The sequence below is a fragment of the uncultured Winogradskyella sp. genome (genome assembly GCF_947496485.1).
GTDB lineage: Bacteria > Bacteroidota > Bacteroidia > Flavobacteriales > Flavobacteriaceae > Winogradskyella.
In genome coordinates, this window is record NZ_CANMCZ010000001.1 from 1,136,320 (window position 1) to 1,160,932 (window position 24,613).

The window sequence follows — 24,613 nt, forward strand, 5'->3', positions numbered from 1 at the left end:
TTGATCAGCCTCCTTAAAAAAATAATCTCTATCATTCCAGATACTTATCAAAAGAAACTTCCGTTTTTTTTAGGCTGGTCATTCTTAAACACATTACTAGAGTTTATATCAATAGGGGCTTTAGTTCCGTTTATTCTCGCACTATTAAATAAAGAAAAGGCTAATGAGTTTTTTCAAGAATACTTCAGTATTATATTAAACGAAAGTACTTTAATATATGCTGTTGGATTTTTATTTTTATTTTATATTTTAAAAAATGTTATTCAGACACTTATTATTAAAAAGCAATCCTCTTTTATCTATAGAATTGCTGTTAGTATTTCAAAGCAACTGGTAAAAGATTATTTAAACGATACGCAAAAGCATTTTACTGTAAATAAAGGAGCCTTTTTAAGAGACTTACAACAAATACCTACTGTTTTTGCGACACAATTACTAACATCCTTATATATATTAAGTACAGAATTATGTATTCTTTTAGGAATTATTGTAGTTAGCTTATTTATTAATTTTAAACTAGCTCTTATCGCTTCTATAAGCCTTATCACTATTACTGTTATGTTTCTTTTTGTAAAGAAGAAAAAAGTAAAGAAATTAAACGACGATGTAGCTTCCGGATATCAATTAAACACCAATCATTTGATTAATGTACTAAATGGTTTTACTGCTATTAAAAGTGCACTGGCAGAAGAAGTATTTACACATCATTTTCACCAAACAAATAAGCATTACAATGAACAGTTAGCAAAATTAAGGGTGCATAAGTTGACTAGTATTCGTTTCTTTGAATTTTTTATTATAATTGGTATTGCGTTATTGCTTTTGTTTATGCAGTTAAAAGGAAGCACTAATATTTTATTACTAGCCTTCTTTACAAGTGCATTAATTAAGCTCATTCCTTCTTTTAATAAAATATCAAATGCTATTATAGACTTAAGAGCAAATCGTTATGCCGTAGATATTCTTGATAAGAAATTGAAAATCAGCGCTGATAAAAAATTATCATATCAAAGCTTTAAGAAAACTATTGAATTAAAAGAGGTAAGCTTTTCTTATCAAAATAGCTCAACTCTATTTTCAAATATCGATATAACCATTAATAAAGGTAGTTTTACCCTAATAACCGGAGCTTCAGGAGAGGGGAAAACAACCTTGTTACGTATACTATCAGGTATGGTATTACCCTCATCTGGTAACCTAAAGATTGATGGATATAAACAAGAAACCCCTTCATTTTATCCTTTTATTGCTTACCTCGAACAGCAACCCTACTTATTTCATGGAACTTTACTAGAAAACATTACCATGTTTAAAATTAAAGATATTGATAAAGAATATATAGAATATCTTTTAACAGAAATGGAATTAACAACTTGGTATAATTCACTCTCTTGTGGGCTTGAAACTGTTATCCATGCAGATAGTAAATCTATTTCTGGTGGACAAAAGCAACGTATTGCGCTAGTAAGAGCATTGTACATTAAATCTCCTGTGCTTTTGCTAGATGAAGCAACCAACCAATTGAACAAGGAACTAACCAATGTTGTCATGCAATTCCTAGCCAAAGAAGTAGAAACAAAAGGACTAACAATTGTGCTTGCCTCTCATAATGAATCCTTAAAACAATATGCAACACAGCATTTACACTTAGATAAAAAAAATAAGCTTCATAATGTATAAGCGTCTATTGATTATTACTCCGATATACGCACGTAATCAGAAGGATGATACTGCTGTACCGTTTATTAAGCAATTTTTAGATTTTTTCAGCCAGACCTATCCGGAAGTACATCTAGAAATAATCTCAATGCGCTACCCCTTTGATAAGGATCAATATCATTTTAAAAATATAACAGTTCATTATCTAGGTGGAGGATTCAAAAAACGAATAAACACAATAAAGCTATTATTCAAAACTTTTTTTATGGCAAAGAAATTACATAAAAATAATGCTTTTGATGGTGTGCTATCTTTTTGGTATGGTGAAACCATGTTAATCGGTAGATTGCTTAAATTTTTCTTCAATTTATCTCATTTCACCTGGTTACAAGGTCAGGATGTAAAGGCTACTAATAAATTTATGCGATGGTTTAAGCCCAATCCAAATCATATCATTGCTTCTGGTCATTTACACAATGTTATTTTGTACAAAGAACATAAATTTAAAGCAGCGCATGTTGCGCCAATAGCTCTAAATACAAAAGATTTTCCACCTTTAAATACGTTTGAAAGAGAAATAGATATACTCGGAGTTGGGAATCTAGGACCAGTAAAAAATTATACTCGATTTATAAAGTTGATCTATGATATAAAATATCTTTTCCCAAAAATCAAAGTAGTTATCCACGGAGAAGGGGAATTAAGAACTACGTTAGAAAAACAAATTACGCAATTAGAATTAGCAAATAATATTACACTTACAGGAATGTGCAGTAATTCGGTGGTAAGGAATTCAATGAATAATACCAAAGTCTTTTTACATACTTCAACGTTTGAATCTGGTCCACTTGTTACTCACGAAGCATTATATTCAGGATGCAAGGTTATTAGTACAATTGATCTTGCGCCTGAGAAACCAAGGAATTTTTATTTTAGTCAAAATGATGAGCAGTTGGTTCAATTTTTAATTGAAGAATTACCTAAAGCTAATGCTACAGAACGTGTTTTGGTTAATCAGATCTCCGAAACTGCAAAAACTATTTATAACTGCTTTTTTTCTAATATATCTTGAAACGTAGCTAAGATATCGCTTGCAATTGCACTGGGTGAAAGTTTACTTTCCACATAATTTAAAACCCTTTTTCGATATGTAGAAATAGTAATATCCTTAGTTCTTTTTAATGCTTTAAAACAAGAGTTAACGTCAGAAGGTTTAAAGAGTAATCCGCAATGTCCATCGTTGGTCATAAACCTAAATGGAGCAATATGTGTTACAACAGGAATACAACCACAAGCCATAGCTTCGTGCAAGGCGTAACCACTTCCTTCTGCATGAGAACCAAGAATAAAAAATTCATTTAATCTATAAATCCCTTCCATGTCTTGGTGTGCAACTTTTCCTTTAAGAGTTAATGCCGTTTTTAATTGCTCATCATTATTTATTAACGCTTTTATTGAAGTTAGCAATTCCTCTGTATGGTAAATCATCGTTAGCTTAGCCTTAGGTTCAATTTGCAAAAACTGGCTAAACGCATGCACTACAGTAATAGGGTCTTTATTTTTGTTAAGTCTTCCTACCCATAGAAACGATTTTGGGTTTCTAGATATATTATAGTCATTTGTAAAAGTTGTCGCACCTTCCATTACCTCATATATTTTTTCGGTATCAAATATACCTTTGTCCACCCATAATTTAGCATTGTCTTTTCCCGTAAATAGAAAGGCATCAATATGTTTTTCAGTCCATGTATAAATAAGTCTTTTTAAGCCTTTAGGTGCAGGTGCATAACCATGTGCTTGGAGAATTATTATGACTTTATCAGGTAATATGTATCTTAAAAAAACAGCATTTAAACTGTAGCCTAATCCATGAATTAGTATATAATCTGGTTGAAGTTTTTTGATTTTTTGATGAAAAGAAAAAGCAGGAAATAATTTATACGATATGCTGGTTTTAAAAAATGTGAAATCAATTTTACCTTTATCACTTTTTTTATTGAATGTGGCTCTATAAATAACTTTAGATACAATATGGTCTGGCAAAAAATTAAGAAATGTCCATGCACTTTGAGTTTTTTTTAGAATTTGTGAAACACTACTTAACTTAAAGTGAAAATAATTTACATCTACTAATACTTTCTTCATTCTCATTTAACCGCATTTAAGCTAAAATTATAAATAATATCTTTGGTAGATGAGGAAAATCATAAAACAACTTCTTTTTTTTCTATGGAAGAAAATTGTGTCTTATAAAAATCAACAGTATGTTTTTTTAATGGCACATGTTCGAAGCGGAAGCTCTTTAATGACGCACATTCTTTGTACAAATGATGATATTTTAGGTTTTGGCGAATATTCATACGAAATCTCAGATGAAGATGATTTAGAAACATTCAATTTTGACGTACGAAGAAAATCGCGTGAGTTTTTCTCTAAACCAACCTATATTACTAATCAAATCAATGATTCTTATTGTTTTCCTGATAAACGTCTCTTGAAATTAAAAAGGTTAAAATTCATCTTTTTAATTAGACAACCACAAGAGGCTATTTCAAGTATGTATCAATTAACAAAGCGTTTCGATCAGACCCATTTAACACTAGAAAAATTGGTAGATCAGTATTGCAAACAAGTGAATTATCTTTTGAAGTTAAAAGACGCTATTTCTGAGGATCAATATGTTTTTTTAACCTATGAATCTTTAATAAGAAATCCCGAAAATCAACTTAATCGTTTAAGTTCTTTCTTAAAATTAAATCAACCTCTGTCTCCTGAATATAATCTTCAAAAATTCACTCATCATTCTGGGGATCCTTCAGAACACATATGTTCTCAAAAAATAAAAACAACAAAATCTCCACAAATTAAACTAGATAAGGTATTACTTGAAAGAGCACAAACAGTTTATAATAAGGCTCTGGTAAGTTTCAAAAAAGAGAACTAAAAACTTAATAAAAAACCGTGCTAATTATCTAAGCCATGTTAAGAAAATTACTTTTTTACGAGTTCAAAATTAAAATCGACTGAAACCTCATCAGAGAGTTTATTTGCTACAATTTTTGGGATTTCAATTTCGAAATCTGAAACCATGACTTTAAAATTACCTGATAAAATAATTTTATCATCTAGCATTTTTACTGTTAGTGGGATTCCTTTGAGATCCTTGGTAACTCCATGAAAGGTTAATGAACCATCAATATGAGAATAACTATCCTTTTCACTTAAAGAATCAAAGCTGAAATTCCCTACTTTGCCCTTAAATATAGCTTTAGGGTAAGTGTCAGATTCTACATAGTTTTCATTAAAATGCTCTTCCATCAATGCATTTTTAAAACGAAAAGCTTTTACTAATGCCAATGCCGCAAATTCACCATTATCTGTATTTATTATAGCAGTAACGGAGCTATTTTTTGCCGCTACTTCTTCAAACGAAGGTACTGATGCTTCAAAATCTAATGAACCTGTTTTAGTTAAATATTTACTTTGCCCGATGGCATTTAAACTTATTAATAGTAATGCTACAAATGTGATTTTCTTCATAATAATTTGTTAATTTTCAATAAGTCCTTCTGCTTGCCATTGGATTACAAGGTCTATTATACTCTGCGGTAATCTTTGTCCTCCTGCTGGCATAACTGATGCATCTGTGGCTGATATACGACCAATTAAATTTCTATTTTCTACAGCGTCTTTAACATCAAGATATGTTGTAAGTGACATAGGCGCTCCATTTGTAGGTGGATTACTGTGACAAAAGATACAATTGTTGTCAATAATAGTTTTGATGTTATCTTCATAAGTAACGACATTAACAATGATATCATCTGTTAAATCATCTTCACTATTGTAAGAACAACTGTAAGAAGCACTAAAGATTAGAATGTATATTAAATATTTACGTTTCATAGGTTATTTTTTTAAAAAACACGACTTAAGTTAAATCCAAAATAGATATCACCATCACTCCAATCTCCTGTGGCTTGTCCTAAAAACCCATTGGTATTCATAGCCTGAGCATTAGAGAAATGCATTTGGAATACATGACCACCAGTTTCTAAATCAAAACCAATAGATAATGGATTTCTAAATGGTGAGTTGTCAGCTCTATTTAGATGCCAGCCATAATCCATATTTACAGACCATCGTTTACTAAGTTTGTGCCTGCCACCTAAACCAATTGCATATTGAGAATTATGTTGTTCATCTACAAAAACAAAATTATCATGGAAAAACGTAGGCGCAATCTCTAAAGAAAATTTTGAATTCACTTTTTTAGATATCAAAAGTTGGACCGCATATGAAAGACGATCACTAAACTCTAATTTTGGCAAATTATCTTTTTCGAGTGAGGTATTTATCATTATAGAATTGTAACCCACTATTGTAAATGGGAATCCGTTTTCTTTTTGCCTTACCAATCTATATTTCGCAGAAGCTTCATATATTTTTTGAAAAGAACTACGTGATACACCAACGTCAATAGCATCAGTTATTCCATAAATAAAACTCAATCTTGTAACAGCGTCATCTAAACCAAAGAAGGTATCAAAACCATTTTCTATACTACCAAATCTGTGTGATACCATAAACACTAGTTCGTCTTTCGCTACAAGCTTTGTAGATTCAAAATTTACAATCTTTAGACCTTTAAAAGCTGCTGTAGCGTATTGGTCACCTACTGAATCTGTATCTATTTCACTAAATAAATCATCTTGAGCGTTAATTGAAACACTTAATAGCAGTATGAGTAAAAAATAAAATTTCATTGTTATTTGATTATTGCACATTGATCTAATTTAACTTGCTCTAATAAATCGTCATATCCTATGACACGACCTTTTACTTTTACTTTGGAGTTAACCTCAATAGTTTCTTTCATATCATTTAAAAATTGACAAAAGACCTTATCATCTATTGTAAGGTCATTAGAATTTATCTCTGAAATAGTGCCAGAAATTTCAATTGTTTTATTTAAAAACAATTTTTCGGCTTCAGTTGAATTTTCCAAAAACTTCGTTGCTATTTCAGAGCTCTTCAAAGAAAACTCTGCTTTTTCATTCTCAATATTTCTATGATCTTGATATACATAATTGTAGCCAACAATTACCAAAATAATTATAACACCAAAAATGATAATTTTTTTAAGCATGAGCATTTATATTTAAAGTTTTTCAAACAAAAATGGCTTCAAGCTTCAAAACAAGAAGCCATTTTTTACTATTAATCAAATTTTCTTTCTGATTTAATTCTTTTCAAATACTAAAGTATCGGTTCCACCATTTCCTCCGCTTACATCAATTAGGCTAAGAACAGTATCACTATGAGAAACAATATCCCAATCGTCATTTAAATCTTCAAAAACATTACTTTCTGGAACAGGAAATGAAATATTAAAATCAATATCATCATTACTGTTGCTATCATCACTACTGCTACTATCATCAGTTACAGACCACGTCCCAGAGTAAGTGGTCGTTCCGTTAGTAGCAGTTAAAGTACCATTAGCTTCAAAAGTGAAGCTATAACCAGTAAAATCATTAGTTTCATTATCACCAGAGTCTATATAACTCGTAATTATCCAAGAACCTAATTCTACAGCATTTTCAATTTCAGCAATTTCTTGAGAATTATCGTTAAAACTACCTCCATCGTCATCTGAGGAACACGTAGTTGACATTAATGAAAAGCTTAACATCATAATGAAACCATAAAAAAATTCTTTTTTCATAATACAATATATAAATTAAACATTAGTTACAATTATTTTCGTAGCGTAAGCGGTCATCATCGCCTACTCTCAAATCAATTTTTGTTTCGTCTGTACAATTTTCAATTTCATGGACTATCCAATTATTATTACATAAAGGTAGACTTGGGACATCAATTAAAACCTCTAAATTATTTCCAGAACCACTAGTGGTCCATGTACCATAAACAGTTGTGGAATTCCAATACACTGACATTGTACCATCAGTAAAGAAATTGAAATCATACCCATTATAAACATCATCGTAATCAGCACCATTTCGTTTTAGTTTATCAACTTCCCAATTATTACAGTTTGTGAGTATCTCTTCTACTTGTGTAGGTGTACAATTATCGCAATCGTCGTCATCATAATCATAATCATCATCTTCATCACATGTGTTTTCTGCATTTTCTATTGTAGTTTCTAATTCATTGAGATTGTTAATGATAATTTCAGAATTGTCTGAAAGAATTACAGTAATAGGAAATTCAATAGTTATAATATCATTTTCATCTATATCTTCAACAAAGTCATAAAGTTGGTTATCGCTATTTATATTTATGGTGTCTAGTAACTCATTATTAGAATTAAAAATTGAGGCTTCTATGGGATATTGAAAGTCTACACATTCAATGTCCTCATCAAATACATTTTCACCATTACAATTATTTGAATAACTATTAAATTCTGTGAGGTTGGTTACTATAACTTCAGAAAAGTCTGCTAATATTATAGTTACAGGAAATATAATTTCTAAAGAATCCGTGTCATCATCAGATTGGTCAAAAATACATTCTATAGTGGCTAAGTCTTCATAAGAATTGAGTGTTAGTTCTTGATTATTAGCATTAACCGTATACGGAAAAGTGATATCAAAACAGTTAGCTCTATCCACAATATTGTCATTAGAGCCATCATTAGATGCTGTTCGTTGTATTAGCAGTGCAATATTGGAATTAGCAACCAAAGTTTCATCTTCGGGAGCTTGAATAAATTCTGTTTCTTCCGTTCTACATGATGTAAAAATTAGACCTATTAAAAAAAGTATTATTATTGACGCTCTAAAAACCATATAAGCTATAATTTATTTATTGCCATTTAATATATAACAACTGAGTTTTAAAAACTACTGAAACATTGTAAAAATTATTTCAATATCTTTATCAAAAACATAAAATATTGCCGAAGGACTTAAGTGAAAATATCTGCGAACCAACAACTTTTGAACGTATATATAACAAGTACATAGATGATGTACACGATTTTTTATATTACAAATATGGGGCTCAATTTAACCCCAGAGATAAAGCACAAGATGCATTTATAAAATTATGGGATAATTGTAAAAAAGTAACATTTGCCAAAGCAAAATCTTTTCTGTTTACTGTTGCAAATAATATGACGCTCAATGAAATAAAACATCAAAAAGTTGTTTTAAATCATACAAAAACAAAACCCAAGCATTACACCAATGAGACTCCAGAGTTTGTTTTAGAAGAACAAGAATATTTAAATGCATATAACAAGGCACTCTCTGGTTTAAAAGAAGAACAACGTGTCGCCTTTTTATTGAACAAAGTTGAGGGGAAAAAGCACAGTGAAATCGCTGAATTTTTAGGAGTAACTCAAAAAGTAGTTGAGTATCGAATATACACTGCCTTTAATACCTTAAAAAAAGAACTTGAAGGCTTTAAAATAAAATAATAAGGAGAAATTAAACTTAAGTTGTTATATAACTGGAGGATATAATTTATGATTGAAGACGATTTATTAAAAAAATGGTTAAATGATGAGCTTACAGATACCGAAAAAGAGGTATTTAGTAAGCAACCTGACTATGCAATAAATCAAAATATTATAGACAAAGCTCAGCATTTTAAAGCTTCTGAGTTTTCTAAAGCTGTCGATTTTGAAACATTTAAAGCGACATACAATAATAAATCCTCAATGAATCAATTCACTTGGATAAAGCCTTTATTGGGGATAGCCGCAATATTGCTGGTATCTTTTGGTCTTTATTTTACAGTATTTAACAAAAATCTAGTAGAAGAGCGCGCTTTAGTAAGTGAAAAAACGACTTTTAGTTTACCTGATTTATCGCAAGTAACTTTAAATGCAGACTCTAAAATAAACTATGATTCTAATAATTGGAGCACTAAAAGACGTGTAAACTTAGATGGCGAAGCGTACTTCAAAGTAGCAAAAGGAAAAACATTTGATGTTGTCACAAAAAATGGAACAGTTACTGTGGTTGGTACAGAATTTAATGTAAAAACACGTAACGATTATTTTGAAGTCACTTGTTTTGAAGGTATAGTAAAAGTAAGTTCAGATACGATTGTGAGGCAATTATTAGCTGGCGAAATTTATCGTATCTTGAACAAAAAGTTTATTCAATATAAAACGGTTGAATTAGAGCCACAATGGACTAACAACAAAAGCAGTTTTAAGTCCATTCCACTAAAAGATGTTTTCGAAGAACTGCAGCGTCAATATAATATTGAAATTGCATTTCAAAACGCTGATACATCTCGACTATTTTCAGGTGTATTTGTAAATGATAATATTGAAAATGCCTTAACATCTATAACAAAACCAATGAATTTAACTTTTGAAATTAGTTCACCCAACCAAGTACTAATTCATGGCCAAACAGATTAAGCGGTACATTTTTATACTACTTTTAAGCTTTATGTTTTCTCTTGAATCTTCCGGACAAGAGATTCAAAAAAAAATACCTCTCTCTGAAATTTTAAGTGCATTAGAAACACAATTTAGTATCAGGTTTAATTATGCTGAAGATGCCATTTCTGAAACAGAAATTATACCTCCTTCTAAGGATTTTTCTTTAGAAAACACATTAACATATCTAGAAAGTCAAACAGATTTTGAATTTATCTTAGCCAATGATAATGTGGTTTTAATAGTTTCTAAAGCCACTAATTTAAAACTTCAAAAACTATCTGAGGTTTTGGTTTCTGGATACATCGTAAAAGGAATTAATAAATTGAGCAATGGTTCTTTTGAGATAGATATTTCAGATTTCGATATATTACCAGGATTAATTGATACAGATGTTTTACAAGCCGTTCAAGCATTTCCTGGTATTCAAAGTATTGACGAAACAGTTTCTAATATTAATATAAGAGGTGGGTCTCACGACCAAAACCTCATCCTGTGGGATAATATCAAAATGTATCAATCTGGTCATTTTTTTGGTCTTATTTCTATGTTCAATCCTCAGATTACTCAACGCGTTGCTTTAACAAAAAATGGCTCTAGCACAGAATTTACAGACGGAGTTTCTGGCACTATTTCAATGGAAACTGAGAAAGAGATTAATGATGAATTTAAAGGTAGTTTAGGCATAAATTTTATTGATGCAAACGGTTTTGTAGATGTACCGTTGAGCGACAAATCATCGTTACAAGTAGCTGCCCGAAAGTCTATTAGTGATTTTACTGAGACACCAACTTACAATAATTATTTTGAGCGTATCTCACAAGACTCAGAAGTTGAAAACAATACAATGAATATTGCCAATTCAGATAAGAAATTCGATTTTTATGATGCGTCCTTACGTTGGATTTATAAAATTAATGATAAGGAAGAATTAAGGATTAATTTTATAAACACTGCAAACGAATTGGTCTTTACAGAAAACACTGTTGAGGAATCTAGAAAGAGTAGTTTACAACAAAATAGTATAGCAGGTGCAATTTATTATTCTAAAATTTGGAATGGTAAATGGCAAACCATTTTTGAAGGTTATGAAACCGATTATAAATTAAGATCTAATAATGCCAATATTTTAGATGCCCAACGTTTTCTCCAAGAGAATAAAGTCTCTGAAACCAGTTTAAAACTAAAAGCCAAGCTTAATATTAATGATAAAATACAACTACTGAGCGGCTATCATTTTGTAGAAACGAAAGTTTCAAATTTAGACGATGTAGATAATCCACTTTTTAGGTTATTAGTATCTGAAGTGGTTAGAACTCACGGTGTATTTTCTCAAGTTAATTTTAAATCTAAGGATAGAAATACAAATCTTAGTTCTGGCTTAAGATACAATTATATAGGAAAGTTTGAGAAACACATTCTGGAACCAAGATTAAGTCTTACTCATAAATTCCTACAGCATTTTTCTGTTGAATTATTAGGCGAGTTTAAACATCAAAATACGTCTCAGGTTATAAATTTTCAAAATGATTTTTTAGGTATAGAAAAACGAAGATGGCAATTGTCTAATGATGGTGACATTCCTGTAATACTAAGTCGTCAAGGTTCCCTTGGTTTATCTTTTAACAAAAGTGGGTGGCTTCTAAGTGCAGAGGGCTATTATAAAAAAATTAAAGGCATTACAACTCAAAGTCAAGGATTTCAAAACCAATACGAGTTTATTAAAACTGATGGAGCCTATGAAATTAAAGGTATTGACTTTATCGTTAGAAAGCAGTTAAGGAATTTTAATACATGGTTAAGCTATTCTTATATGAGTAATAATTATAGTTTTGAATCATTACCAGAACAGATCTTTCCGAGTAATTTTGATATAACGCATGCTTTAACTTTTGGAACAAATTACACTTCAGAACATTTAAAACTTTCTCTTGGGCTTAATTGGAATTCTGGCAGACCTCAAACCAGTCCGCAATCTGGCAATGAAATTATTAATGGTAACATTAATTATAACGCTACCAATGCTGAGCAACTACAAGATTATTTTAGAGTTGATGTGTCTGCCTTATATGACTTTAAATTAAGTAAAACAACTAAGGCTAATTTTGGTGTATCAGTTTGGAATCTTTTAGATAAAGAAAATATTATTAATAATTTCTATAGATTAAGTGACAACTCTGTTAACGAAATTAATCAGAGATCTTTACGTATAACACCCAATGTAATATTTAGGGTGAATTTTTAAAATTAAAAGAAAATTTCTTGTGCTAATCTAAAGGTATTAGCGTGCGCGTCTACGATGGTTTTTATATCTGGCGAATAACCTCCACCCATACTGCACATTACAGGGATTTTGTACTTTTTGCATTGCTCTAACACAAAACGGTCTCTAGCTTTACAACCCTCAACTGTCATGCCTAGTTTACCTAATTTGTCCGAGGCAATAACATCTACTCCACTTAGATAATAGATAAAATCTGGTTGTTCAGTTTTAATAAGCTTAGGTAAGTTATTATAAAGTAGATTTAAATAAGTTGCATCATCCGCATCATTTTCTAAGGCGATATCTAAATCACTCTTTTCTTTTTTAAATGGGTAGTTGCTTTTTCCGTGCATAGAAAAAGTAAATACTGAATGGTCATTTTGAAAAATCTCTGCAGTGCCATTACCTTGATGTACATCTAAGTCTACAATCAAAACTTTTTTAATCAAACCTTTGTTCTGAAGATATCGAGCACCTATAGCTTGATCATTTAGCAAGCAAAAAGCCTCTCCTCGATTGGTATAAGCATGGTGAGTACCACCAGCAATATTCATAGCAACACCATATTTTAGTGCAAATTCACTAGCTCTTATGGTGCCATTAGCTATAATGACTTCACGCTGAACCAAAACTTCACTGAGCGGAAAACCAATTTTACGAGCTGCTCTTTGATCTAAAGTAATATTTACTAAGTCATAATAATAATTAGGCTCATGAACTGCTAATATATACTTGTCGTTTGGCTTAGTGGGTTCAAAAAAACTACTATCTGTACATGTGCCTTCATAGAGCAATTGCTGAGGCAACAAATCGTATTTTTCCATTGGAAAACGATGTCCCTCAGGAAGTGGGTGTTTGTAAATAGGGTGAAATGCTATTTTTAGCATAAATAATTATAGGCTCTTAAACCTCTAATTTAGTGATATCGTTTTCTCTTCAAAAATAAACGAGCCATCATTTGCTACACCTTCAATGAATAAAGTTATTGGTACTTGCGGTTTTAAAATTTTAAAAGTTACATTGCCCTGACTATCAACGGCTAATTCTGGCTTCCAATCTATGGTGCCATAACCTTTAAAGAAATCATCGTTATAATATTGATATTTTGGTGCATAAAACCTTTTATTCTTACTAAAGGTTAAAGGTATCTTATAACTTTGAGCCGTAGCCTTGTTAACTGAGCTAAACATACTCTTTGTTGTAGAATATATCCTCAATATGCCATTTGCGCCTCTAGCTCCTCCTCCAAAACCAACTCTATCAATTTCAACATAATCTATATTTGCTAAAGGAAATTTATCAAGAAAGCTCGTACCAGCAAGAAGTGCCCCATCAAAATAGACTAACATTGGCCCTCCACCAAGAACACTACCGCCAGGGCCACGACCATTTGAGAAAATAACATCTCCAGACTCGGAATCTAAAGCTACACCTATTCTATTGGCCCTTAAGTAATCTTCTAAATACAAAAAAGTTAACTTATCGTTTTCAGAAGGTACCTTCATAGTACTAGATGTATGATTACTTAATTTTCTAGCTCTCACCATTTCTTTATCTACACTAGATTCTACAACAACTTCATCTAAAGCTTGTACTTTATTTATTGCAAAATTGGAAGGTTGGCTTACACGAAGGTTTTCACTAATGTTATATTCAGGTTTAGGAAGCAATGGATTATTTTTAGTTTCTAGTCTAGGAATTGTGTTAGGGAAGGTGCGCAAATACAGTTGTGCAGGTTTTAGATTATCATCAGCATTTATTCTAGAGATGTAGATTTCAGTGTTATCAACCGGAAATGTACTATCAAAAATTATGCTTTTATTACCGTCTGAAGTCTGTTTATATTGTGGTGGGTTACTACCAGAATGATGCAGTAAATAAATGTCATTTAAATATTTTTGATTATTCACATTAGCTTTTAATTCAATGCCTTGTTCAAACGAATAAGGAAATTCATCTGGGAGAAACATATTGTTCCAGTCGTAACTACTCCAACCTTGAGTTACGAGTAAATTATCTAAATCAAAACGTTTTTTGTCATCAATATTATCAAAATAATAGCTTCCATTTTCAATCCTACCTTTAATATAAGGTTGTAGCATTGTTTGAGATAATAGATTGTGATGTCTATTATATGATACTGTTTCCTGTGGTAAAACAGAAATACTAATATTGTTGAAAGCCTCAGGGTTTATTGCTTTAAAACGTAACTTAACCCTTAGCGAGTCCACATAATCAGAAGCTGAAACTCCGTTAGTCTTAATGATATCAATGCCTTCATAATTAAAGAATAGACGTTCAGCAACTGGTATTTCATTCTCATTGAATAAGGTTAAAATATTAATACCACTAGGTATACTATTATCTTCAATTACTTTGGTAACAACTGTATTATCGGTAAAATAAATATCTAATACATCATAATTACTACCATTGTGTATCATTAATGTGTAACGTTTATTTTTTATAACATCTAAGGTTTCAGGATTAGTAGTAACTGAGGCAAATAGTTTTGTCTTAAGTCGTTTTACAGAGAGGATAACACCATTTTTTTTGATATTGTGACCAATTGAAAAATTAAAATCTTCGTTAGCATGATTTATTTTAACCTTATAATTATCACTTACATCAGCCATTAAAGAAAATGAACCAATACCTAATTCATTGGTTATAAATGTGGTTAATATGTCGTTGTCTTTACCTATAACTTCTCCTTTGGTGTTTGGTAGACCAAAACCTTGGCTATCTTTTATTACTACACCAACTTTATTTAAAACACCATGAAGTAGATGACCACTCTCTGGAAGAAATTGAGCGTCAATGGTGTTATCTACTATAGGTTTTTCTATATACTTTTCAGCCTCAGGATCAATGACGCGTATAGATTCAGAATAATAATTGTGCTCATCAAAATTTCGCATCCAATTGGTGAAGGCTTTGATATTGTAAAAACCTGAATTAAAGAGAGAATCAACTGTAAATATATTTGAAGCTACTCCGTTAATAACACGGATCAGTTTTTTCTTAATAATATTTTTATTTTCATCTTCAATACTAACGTAAAGATTAGTCGTTAGTAAGGATAGTCTTTTATCTTTTTTATCCAAGACATAAGCTGTGAAACCAATAGATTCACCTTTAATATAGGTAGATTTATTGAGGTGTAAATAGACCGTTTCTCTCGGCGAAGTGGTATAATCTTCATACTTATCAATGACATCTATGGATTCCTCTTGTGCTCCAAGAAAACCAAAGCACATAAACAATAACAGATACCGATAACGCATGGATATTTTGTAGGGTAGTTTCATAAATTTTTTTTGTTTAAGATACCAAAAATTAAGATAATTAGTCTAAAATATTAATTCAATGTAATAGGCTTTTCTTCAAAAATAAACGATCCATCATTTGCAATACCTTCTATAAATAAGGTGACAGGTACTTCTTGCTGTTCTATATTAAAGTAAATACTATTTTGATTATCTATTGATAATTCTGGTTTCCAATCTACAGTTCCAAAACCTATATAGAAGTCATCATCGTAATATTGATACTTAGGTACATAGAACTTTTTTTTAGTAGAAAACGTTAATGGAAAAATAAACTCTTGTTTTTTAGTTCTGTCATCCTCTGTTCTCGATCCAGGGTATAATTGAATTCTAATGATACCCAAATAGCGATTTGGCATATTACTCATTCTATCTATAGAGATATAATCAATATATTTTAAGTTAAGTCTATATAGATCACGACTATCAGCAAGGAACCCGTCTAAATATAATAGTGGTGGTGGATTTCTTGCAAATTTATTTGTAACAATCATTATGCTTTCTTTCTCTAGCTCAAAAGCTTTAAAACCATTCACTGATAAAAAATTAGAGAGATACATATGGTGTTTAATTTCCTTATCGTCAATAATGGTAATATCTCCTCTAACTTTTTTCTTTAATTCTGCAATTCTTAGTTCTTTCTCTGAAAATTCAGCATTCACAACTACCTCATCTAATTGCTGCACATCTCTTAGTTTTTTAAATGAAGATATATCTGTACTTAAGTGGGTTTGTAAACTGTAATACATTTTTGGCTTCAATATATTATGAGATGTATTTAAGTAAGGAATTCTATTTGGCATCGCCTGTATGTATAATTTGGTGGGAAAAATATTTTCTTTCTCAAATTTTGATAGATATATACCATCAGATTCAAGTGGGAAAAAATTATCTATATAAAAATAATCTAGGTCTGTCTTTTCAATTTCAAAGAAAAAAGGTTCTTTCTTATCTTTTGAATATATCATATAGGTAGTTTCTAAGGTAGCGTTATCTTCATTAGTATTTACTTTGAGCTTAATGCCTTGTTCAAATTCGAATGGTAAATTTGTCTTTGATTTAAAAATATTGTCCCACTCATAACTACTCCACCCTTGGGTAAGGAGTAAATTATCTAGTTCTAATTTTTTTCTATCGGTGATATCTGTAAAATAATATCTGGCTTGCTCAATGTTGCCATTAAGGTAGGGTTGAAGAAAAGTGTACGACAGGATATTATGATGCCTTTTGTGAGATTGTGTCCCTTTAGGCAATATAGAAATACTTAAGTTGTTGAAGGTCTCTTTATCAATTTTATTGAAATTTAGCTTAAAGCTTAGTGAGTCTTTTATTTTGCTGACTGAAATCTCTTCAGATTTAATTATATCTAATCCATTAAAGTTAAAAAACAAGCGCTCTGCGATAGGTTTGTTGTTTTCATTAAACAGAGTTATAACATTAATACCTGCAGGAAGAGTCGCTAGGTCAAACGATTTTATGAGCTCTGGATTATTCTTAAAAGATACATCAAAAGTCTTAATCTCAGCACCATTATGTAAACTTAAAGTATATTTTTTATCATTAATAAGCGCTATGCTTTCTAGATTTGTTTTTAATGCTACAACGGCTCTGTTTTTATGGTTTGCTACAGAAATTGAAACTCCAATCTCTTCAATTTTATGGTTAATTGGAAAAAGATAGTCTTTGTTTAGGTGGCTAATTTTCACCTTATACTGTTTACCTAACTCTGCCAAAAGCGGGAAATTGCCGATACCCAATTTATTCACCTTAAAGGTTGTAATAAGATCATTGTTCTGGTCAGTTACAGTACCATCGGCAGATGGTAAACCATAGCCCTTTACATCTTTAATTACTACACCTATTTTATTAATAACACCGTGGATTAGGTGCCCACCTTCAGGAAGAAACTGTGCATCTATGTTATTTTTTGCAATTTCATTGACTATAACCCTTTCTTTTTCTGGGTCAATGACCCTAATGGATTCAATAAAATAGTTCTGTTCCTCAAAATTCCGCATCCAATTTGTGTAAGCCTTAATGTTATAATAACCAGAACTAAAGAGAGAATCAATAGTAAATATGTTTGAAGCGACTCCATTATCAATACGGATGAGTTTTTTCTTAATAATGTTTTTGTTTTCGTCTTCAACACTCACGTATAGATTTGTAGTCAATAAAGATGTTTTTTTAGTTTTCTTATCTAAAACATAGGCTGTAAAACCAATTGATTCACCTTTAATGTAAGTTGACTTATTAAGATGTAGATAAACTAATTCTCTTGGTGCATCAATATAATCATCAAAAATGTTAATTAAATCTGATTCTTCTTGAGCATTAAGAAAACTAAAAGAAATACATAAAATGAAATACAGGGATAAGGTAGAATAGTGTGATTTCATAATAGCTGATTTTGTACATGAATATATCAAAAATCACTCCAAAGTAAAACGACTTTAATGCATTATTAAGTATTGTTTCAGCCTTTAACTGATGGTTAAACCATTAGAAACTTCATCCTTGTCAGGATTAACAAACACCAAATTACCTGCTTCATCCTCGGTCATTAAAATCATCCCTTGGCTTTCTACACCACGAAGTTTTCTAGGTGCTAAATTCACTAAAACTGTAACACGTTTACCAATAACGTCTTCTGGCTTAAAGCTTTCTGCAATACCAGAAACGATAGTCCTAGTGTCAATACCAGTATCTACTTTTAAAACCAATAGCTTTTTTGTTTTTGGCATTTTTTCTGCTTCTAAAATAGTACCAACTCTAATATCTAGTTTTGTGAAATCATCAAAAGTGATTTCTTCTTTTTGAGGTTCAACAACTTTATTTGCAACTTCGTTAGCTTTTTTACTGGCTTCAAGCTTTGCTAATTGTGCTTCGATTTGAGAATCCTCAATTTTAGAGAATAGTAGTTCCCCTTTTCCTATTTTATGTTCTGCAAGAAGTAGAATTTCTTTCGTTGATATATCTTCCCAATTAGATTCTGAATCAAGTTCAGAATGACAAAGAATTGCCTTTAGTTTATGAGATGTAAACGGTAAAAAAGGCTCGGATAAAACAGCTAGTGCAGAAGCAATTTGTAATGCCACAAACATTACTGTTTTAGTGCGTTCTTCATCTGTTTTAATAGTTTTCCATGGCTCTTCGTCAGCTAAGTATTTATTACCTAGTCGCGCCAAATTTATAAGCTCTTGGCTTGCTTCTCTAAAACGGTAACGCTCTATAGAACTAGAAATAACAGCTGGATAGGCTTTTACAGTGGCTAAGGTTTCTTCATCTATAGGTTTATAGTTTGATGGAGTTGGCACAATACCATTATAATATTTGTTGGTTAGCACCACAACACGATTAATAAAGTTTCCAAAAATGGCAACGAGTTCATTATTGTTTCTCGCTTGGAAATCTTTCCATGTAAAATCGTTATCCTTAGTTTCTGGTGCATTTGCCGTTAACGCATAACGCAATACATCTTGTTGGTTAGGGAAATCCATTAAATAGTCTGGTAACCAAACTGCCCAATTTTTTGAGGTTGAGAGTTTATTATTTTCTAAGTTTAAAAACTCGTTTGCAGGTACATTTTCTGGTAAAATATAAGAACCTTCAGCCTTTAACATCGATGGAAAAATAATACAGTGAAATACAATATTATCCTTACCTATAAAGTGAACTAGTTTTGTGTTTTCATCCTTCCAATAATCTTCCCAATTTTTGCCTTCTCTTGCAGCCCATTCTTTGGTTGAAGAAATGTAACCAATTGGAGCATCAAACCAAACATAAAGCACTTTACCTTCACCTCCTTCTGCAGGTACCGGAATTCCCCAATCTAAATCTCTAGTTACTGCTCTTGGTCGCAGACCATCATCTATCCAAGATTTTACTTGACCGTAAACATTGGGTTTCCAGTCTTTTTTATGCCCCTTTAAAATCCATTCTCTGAGAAAATCCTCATGCTTGTTTAAAGGTAAAAACCAATGTTTGGTTTCTTTTAAAGTTGGTACATTTCCTGTTATAGCCGATTTCGGGTTTATTAAATCTGTAGCGTTAAGGCTGCTTCCACAGTTTTCGCACTGATCACCATAAGCTTCTTCATTTCCACATTTAGGGCAAGTTCCTATTACAAAACGATCAGCTAAAAACTGATTGGCTTCAGCGTCGTAAAGCTGCTCTGTAACTTCTTCTACAAACTCATTTTTGTTGTAGAGTGTCTTAAAAAACTCTTGAGCTGTATCATGATGGATTTTAGCCGAAGTACGCGAGTAATTATCAAAAGAAATACCAAACTCTTCAAAAGATTTTTTGATAATTGCATGGTATTTATCGACGATGTCTTGTGGTGTAACTCCTTCTTTCTTTGCCTTTATTGTAATTGGCACTCCATGTTCATCACTTCCGCAAATAAAAGCAACATCATTACCTGTTAATCTTAAATAACGAGAATAAATATCTGCAGGCACATATACACCAGCCAAATGACCAATATGTATTGGACCGTTGGTATAAGGTAATGCTGCAGTTATAGTATATCTTTTCGACATGATGTTCATTTTAATTGAAGCGCAAAATTAGCGATTTTACTTGTAGTAATAAAACCAAAAGACCTCTAGTGAAACTAAAGGCCTTATTCTCAATATTCTTTATAATTATTATCTTATTATCAACGACTTACTAAAATTTTGGTTTCCTACTGAAATTCTGTAGATGTACTGACCCACATTTAGTTTTGTGGATACCGCATTTTTTATATTAATACTATGCTCACCTGCAAATAGCATTTCATTTTTAAGTGTCGCAATATCTCTACCCATAATATCATATAGTTTTATGACTGTATGTTGAGTATATGGATTTTTTATTTTTAATACAGAATCATTGTCTGTATAAAGCACATAATGCTTAAATCTATTTTTGTTAAAGTCTTCAACACCGAGTGTACTACAATTAAAACCAAGATCAATTCTGGCATGGGTTGTATTAAGTAAGGCTTCATCTACTAAATCACTATCTATACAAAGCCATTCTTGCATTATACTAGCGTAGATTTCTCTAAAATCTTGCGTGTAATCTAAATTTCCTTCACCATCGTTATTTGTAAGGTCTGGATGTTGACTTATAAAGCCGTTGCCCTGTATTGCTGGGCCAAATAGCATTAATGGAGCGGCTTTCCCATGGTCTGTTCCATTAGAACCATTTTCGTAAATACGACGACCAAATTCACTAATGGTCATTGATAATACCTTATCGTCAAAACCTGCTTGTGCCAAATCTTCGTAAAATGTTTTTATAGAGTTAGATAAATCTATCATCAAATCTCTATGGTCGTCCACTTGGTTAGCATGTGTATCAAAACCATCTAAGCTTACCATGTATACTTTAGTACCTAAATTTCCTTTAATCAATTTTGCTACAATAGATAATTGCTGACCCAAATCTGAATCCATATAGCTGAAACTATTAGTGCCTTGTGTGTAAGCATCATGTATGGTTCCTGCATATTGATAGGTGGTATTTGTTGTGCCTCGCATAAACTCTAACTGCTCGCCATAAATACATTCAGGAAAACTAGACATATCATGTACAGTTCCGTTTTGGGCAATAGATACAAGTTGGTCTGGATTAGCAACAGAAAACGCATAATTATTTGATGCACCATCAAAAATTAAATTTCCAATACTGCCTATTTGAACAGCAGCAGGAATAACTGGCGGATTTAGTAAATATTCAGGATATAATTCTTCAAAATGACGACCTAACCAACCAGATTGTGTTGTGTTCGTTGGATCTGTTGACGCCCAAACATCTGAACCTGCAAAATGTGATTGACTAGGGTTTTCATAACCTACTCCATGTACCACTTTCATAGCACCATTATCCCAGAGATTAAGTAAATCATTCATATAATTTGGAATACCAAAATCTGGAGTTAAAGGGGTAATTTCATTCAAATTATGCTTAATCGATGGTCGCTGTATGGCGTAGGTATCATAATCGTAAATAGGTACAATTGTATTAAGTCCATCATTACCTCCTTTTAATCTAATTATTACAAGAACACGATCGCTTTCAGAATTACTAATAGCAGCTGCTAATTTAGAATTGCTTGATGCTGATAGTGGCATTCCTCCAAGCATCATCGTACCTGCTCCAGATAAACCTAAAGCTTGTAAGAAGGATCGTCGGTTCCATTTTTTGTGCTCTTGGTCGTGAGCACTAGTGCCAAATTTTTTATCTTCATTTGAATTATGATCACACATAGCAGTAGGTTATTTAAGTTGAAATTCTGGAATTTTTATAAGATGGAGTAAAAGTAAAACCATTTGGTAAGGAACGGAATCCCATTGCAAATTCCATATTTGGTTTTCATAGTAGTTTTCTGGTAAATTGTGCTTAAAAACATCTGTTGCAATTTGGTATTCTTCAACAGAAAATAATTCCTTTGGCACAAATCTATCTATAACGCTCTTAGCGACAACGTAAGGATCGTTACTATTCCCTGAGCTTTCTATAGCGAAGGTTCTTAACTCTTCGTTATAGTAGTCCCAAGTCTGCCAAACTGCCCATTGTAAAATCTCCCAACGACCTGTTAAGGTACTAGAGTTAATCCAATCTCTGTCTCCTTGCCATCCAGCAACATCAACAGGTTCAAACATAGATTGTCCCATAAGACCATTTATCCACGGCATAGCTTCATAAAAATCTTGATGTATACTAAAATTTGTGGCTTTTATATATGATACGGTCATATCATAAGGGCTTTTAATCTGAATGCCTATTGTTTTTGAGTCGAAGAAATGTTCACTCTTAAAAAGGGCTCGCAATACATTAGCAATATTAAAATCTTGTACGAAGATTGCCGCCATATCTGTAACAACATCTTCATTAACCGTAGCACTTACAAAATAAGTATATAATTTTCTGCAGATATACTCTGCAATTAGAGGTGATTTTTCCTGAAATAAAATATTAATAACGTCGTCATAACCCCAATTTCCAGTTTGCTCAAAAATGGTTTTATCAGAATCGTCAAAGGTACTAGCATCAAAGTAAATAGGATAGGTCCAGTTCCAATTAAGTCTATGGTTATAACCAGTTAAGGCTTTAGAGGTTTCAACAATGTCTTGTTGTATATAGCCATTATCTACACCAAGTGTGAATAATTCGTATAACTCTCTGGCGTAATTTTCATTTGGACTGAAATTAGTATTTTCTAAGCCATTCAAATAAATTAGCATGGCACTTGTAATACCAATGTCTCTTACAAATTCTTGAAAATTACCAAGCATATAAGTTTCTAAAACACTGTAATATTCATAAAGATGATTACTCAAATAATAATCTTCTAAACGCGTCACAAAATGATTGCTCCAAAACATAATTAAACGTCCTTTTAAGCCTGTGGTTTGCATTTGGTTCATTACCTCAAACATTACTTCAGTGTGATTGAGCTGTGTTTGTTCATCAAAATCGAGACCAAGATTGGCATAATCATCACTTGTGTAATTTGCCCAAACGGGTTCTGGCCAATTGGGAGCATTTAAAGATTCGTCAATTAATTGGTCAATGAGATCGTTTGGTGATAATGCAAGCCCGTTATTGATTGTCGCTTTATTTGCGTCGTAACCAAGGCGTCTGTAAGCGTGCCTAACTCTTAATTCGTTCCAAGGATTTTGGGTAGAAGGAACGTAAGGTTGCAAACTTGTTGTAATACAGGAAGTAAAAACAGTCATACAGTAGGATTTTATTTCAAAATAGTAAATTTATTGCGAAAGCAATAAGGTATATACGTTAAAGTTGCTGATTTCAGATGTTTTTTGTTAAAAATTTATTAAAAAATGATTGCTGCGTGATTTCCTATTTTACTTTTTATATTTACAAAAAGCAAATTTTATGATTTTGAGACATTCCATTTTACTTTTATTTTTTGCTATCAACCTAGCTTTAAGTACTGCTTTTTATGCTCAGAACGAAACAGATAATTCATTCGAAATGACATCTAAATTAATCCAACCACCATATTTAAAAGCTGGTGACACAGTAGCTATTGTTGCACCTTCGGGAATTTTAAAAAATCGTGAACGCGAAGTGCAACAAGCCGTAGATTTATTAAAAAAATGGGGTTTGCACGCTGTTGTTGGTAATCACGTATTTAGTAAGGACGAGCATTTTGCTGGTACTGACGAAGAACGTTGTGAAGATTTACAAAAAGCGATGGATGATCCTAAAATAAGTGCTATTTGGTGTGCTAGAGGTGGTTACGGAACGGTTAGAATTTTAGACAAAATAGATTACACAGAATTCAAGAAAAAGCCGAAATGGATTATTGGTTATAGCGATATTACAGCATTACACAACCAAGTACATAATGAAGGATTTCAATCACTTCATGCTTTAATGTGTGTGAGTTTAACAAAAGATTTAAGCGAAGTACAAAATTCGATTGATACTTTTAAATCTGCTTTATTTGGTAACCCTGAAAATTATACTTTAGAAGGTTCAAAATATAATAGAGAAGGTGATGCGTCAGGTGAATTAGTTGGTGGAAATCTTACCATGTTGCATACCATGTTAGGCTCTAAAGAAAGTATTAATACGTCAGGAAAAATATTATTTATTGAAGAAATAGGCGAATACAAATATCATATTGATCGCATGTTACAAAGCATGAAAAGGGCTGGTTATTTTGACAACTTAAAAGGGCTGATTGTTGGTGACATGTCTAAACTGAGAAAAAATACTACGCTTTGGGGAACTTCTGTTGAGCAATTGGTACTTGATGCTCTAAAGGATTATGATTTCCCAATAGCGTTCAATATGCCTGCAGGTCACGAAAAAGATAATAGAGCTTTGGTTTTAGGTAGAACTGTTGATTTGAATGTTAGAAAGAACAAATCTTTTGTAGAATTTAAAAATTAAAATATTGTGATA

The 24,613-nt window shown here is 31.7% G+C and carries 20 protein-coding genes; 7 read left to right on the forward strand and 13 right to left on the reverse strand.

From position 1 onward, the window contains the following. Together Q0822_RS04800 and Q0822_RS04805 are read left to right on the forward strand one after the other, a co-directional pair. Complete coding sequence (locus tag Q0822_RS04800) at window positions 1–1,680, forward strand: ABC transporter ATP-binding protein (protein ID WP_299120816.1); 1,680 nt, start codon at window positions 1–3, stop codon at window positions 1,678–1,680. Then, window positions 1,673–2,731 (forward strand): glycosyltransferase, encoded by a 1,059-nt coding sequence (locus Q0822_RS04805; protein ID WP_299120819.1) that lies wholly within the window; start codon window positions 1,673–1,675, stop codon window positions 2,729–2,731. Before Q0822_RS04800 ends, Q0822_RS04805 begins: the two co-directional genes overlap by 8 nt. On the opposite strand, the gene Q0822_RS04810 is transcribed toward Q0822_RS04805, so the two are convergent. Continuing rightward, window positions 2,701–3,804, reverse strand: a complete 1,104-nt coding sequence (locus tag Q0822_RS04810) for a glycosyltransferase family 4 protein (RefSeq protein ID WP_299120822.1) — start codon at window positions 3,802–3,804, stop codon at window positions 2,701–2,703. The two genes, Q0822_RS04805 and Q0822_RS04810, sit on opposite strands and share 31 nt — an antisense overlap. A gap of 130 nt (window positions 3,805–3,934) precedes the next feature. On the opposite strand from Q0822_RS04810, the gene Q0822_RS04815 reads away from it, so the two are divergent. Next, window positions 3,935–4,603, forward strand: a complete 669-nt coding sequence (locus Q0822_RS04815; RefSeq protein ID WP_299120826.1) for a sulfotransferase — start codon at window positions 3,935–3,937, stop codon at window positions 4,601–4,603. A gap of 47 nt (window positions 4,604–4,650) precedes the next feature. Here the strand turns inward: Q0822_RS04815 and Q0822_RS04820 are convergent, their stop codons facing one another. The 6 genes from Q0822_RS04820 to Q0822_RS04845 form a co-directional block, all read right to left on the reverse strand. Beyond that, complete coding sequence (locus Q0822_RS04820) at window positions 4,651–5,199, reverse strand: YceI family protein (RefSeq protein WP_299120829.1); 549 nt, start codon at window positions 5,197–5,199, stop codon at window positions 4,651–4,653. A 9-nt stretch (window positions 5,200–5,208) separates the two neighbouring features. Beyond that, window positions 5,209–5,565 carry a hypothetical protein gene (locus Q0822_RS04825; protein ID WP_299120833.1) on the reverse strand — a complete coding sequence of 119 codons (357 nt, stop codon included), beginning with the start codon at window positions 5,563–5,565 and terminating at the stop codon, window positions 5,209–5,211. Window positions 5,566–5,576: 11 nt separating this feature from the next. Next, window positions 5,577–6,425, reverse strand: a complete 849-nt coding sequence (locus Q0822_RS04830) for a DUF5777 family beta-barrel protein (protein WP_299120836.1) — start codon at window positions 6,423–6,425, stop codon at window positions 5,577–5,579. Window positions 6,426–6,427: 2 nt separating this feature from the next. Beyond that, window positions 6,428–6,808 (reverse strand): hypothetical protein, encoded by a 381-nt coding sequence (locus Q0822_RS04835; protein ID WP_299120839.1) that lies wholly within the window; start codon window positions 6,806–6,808, stop codon window positions 6,428–6,430. A gap of 93 nt (window positions 6,809–6,901) precedes the next feature. Further along, complete coding sequence (locus Q0822_RS04840; RefSeq protein ID WP_299120842.1) at window positions 6,902–7,387, reverse strand: hypothetical protein; 486 nt, start codon at window positions 7,385–7,387, stop codon at window positions 6,902–6,904. A 22-nt stretch (window positions 7,388–7,409) separates the two neighbouring features. Further along, complete coding sequence (locus Q0822_RS04845; RefSeq protein ID WP_299120845.1) at window positions 7,410–8,480, reverse strand: hypothetical protein; 1,071 nt, start codon at window positions 8,478–8,480, stop codon at window positions 7,410–7,412. A gap of 107 nt (window positions 8,481–8,587) precedes the next feature. On the opposite strand from Q0822_RS04845, the gene Q0822_RS04850 reads away from it, so the two are divergent. The 3 genes from Q0822_RS04850 to Q0822_RS04860 are packed head-to-tail and all read left to right on the forward strand — an operon-like array spanning window position 8,588 to window position 12,335. Continuing rightward, on the forward strand, window positions 8,588–9,112 hold the full coding sequence (locus Q0822_RS04850; RefSeq protein ID WP_299120848.1) for an RNA polymerase sigma factor: 525 nt from the start codon (window positions 8,588–8,590) through the stop codon (window positions 9,110–9,112). A 48-nt stretch (window positions 9,113–9,160) separates the two neighbouring features. Further along, a complete protein-coding gene (locus Q0822_RS04855) occupies window positions 9,161–10,069 on the forward strand; it encodes a FecR family protein (RefSeq protein WP_299120854.1) in 909 nt (302 codons plus the stop codon). 31 nt (window positions 10,070–10,100) lie between these two features. Beyond that, window positions 10,101–12,335: a TonB-dependent receptor plug domain-containing protein gene (locus Q0822_RS04860; RefSeq protein WP_299120858.1), complete on the forward strand. Its 2,235-nt coding sequence runs from the start codon at window positions 10,101–10,103 to the stop codon at window positions 12,333–12,335. Between the two features lie 2 nt (window positions 12,336–12,337). Here Q0822_RS04860 and Q0822_RS04865 read toward each other — a convergent pair whose 3' ends face one another. The 6 genes from Q0822_RS04865 to Q0822_RS04890 all read right to left on the reverse strand — a co-directional run bounded on the left by Q0822_RS04865 (window position 12,338) and on the right by Q0822_RS04890 (window position 23,415). After that, window positions 12,338–13,240: a histone deacetylase gene (locus Q0822_RS04865; protein WP_299120862.1), complete on the reverse strand. Its 903-nt coding sequence runs from the start codon at window positions 13,238–13,240 to the stop codon at window positions 12,338–12,340. Between the two features lie 24 nt (window positions 13,241–13,264). Next, window positions 13,265–15,664 carry a hypothetical protein gene (locus Q0822_RS04870; RefSeq protein ID WP_299120864.1) on the reverse strand — a complete coding sequence of 800 codons (2,400 nt, stop codon included), beginning with the start codon at window positions 15,662–15,664 and terminating at the stop codon, window positions 13,265–13,267. A gap of 50 nt (window positions 15,665–15,714) precedes the next feature. Then, window positions 15,715–18,081 carry a hypothetical protein gene (locus Q0822_RS04875; protein ID WP_299120866.1) on the reverse strand — a complete coding sequence of 789 codons (2,367 nt, stop codon included), beginning with the start codon at window positions 18,079–18,081 and terminating at the stop codon, window positions 15,715–15,717. An 84-nt stretch (window positions 18,082–18,165) separates the two neighbouring features. After that, window positions 18,166–20,235 (reverse strand): methionine--tRNA ligase, encoded by a 2,070-nt coding sequence (gene metG / locus Q0822_RS04880; RefSeq protein ID WP_299120868.1) that lies wholly within the window; start codon window positions 20,233–20,235, stop codon window positions 18,166–18,168. Window positions 20,236–20,334: 99 nt separating this feature from the next. Next, window positions 20,335–21,942 carry a DUF1501 domain-containing protein gene (locus Q0822_RS04885; RefSeq protein WP_299120870.1) on the reverse strand — a complete coding sequence of 536 codons (1,608 nt, stop codon included), beginning with the start codon at window positions 21,940–21,942 and terminating at the stop codon, window positions 20,335–20,337. Window positions 21,943–21,951: 9 nt separating this feature from the next. Then, window positions 21,952–23,415, reverse strand: coding sequence for a DUF1800 domain-containing protein (locus Q0822_RS04890; protein WP_299120871.1), 1,464 nt, complete (start codon window positions 23,413–23,415; stop codon window positions 21,952–21,954). 160 nt (window positions 23,416–23,575) lie between these two features. On the opposite strand from Q0822_RS04890, the gene Q0822_RS04895 reads away from it, so the two are divergent. Then, window positions 23,576–24,601 carry an LD-carboxypeptidase gene (locus Q0822_RS04895; RefSeq protein ID WP_299120873.1) on the forward strand — a complete coding sequence of 342 codons (1,026 nt, stop codon included), beginning with the start codon at window positions 23,576–23,578 and terminating at the stop codon, window positions 24,599–24,601. The last annotated feature ends 12 nt before the right edge of the window (window positions 24,602–24,613 follow it).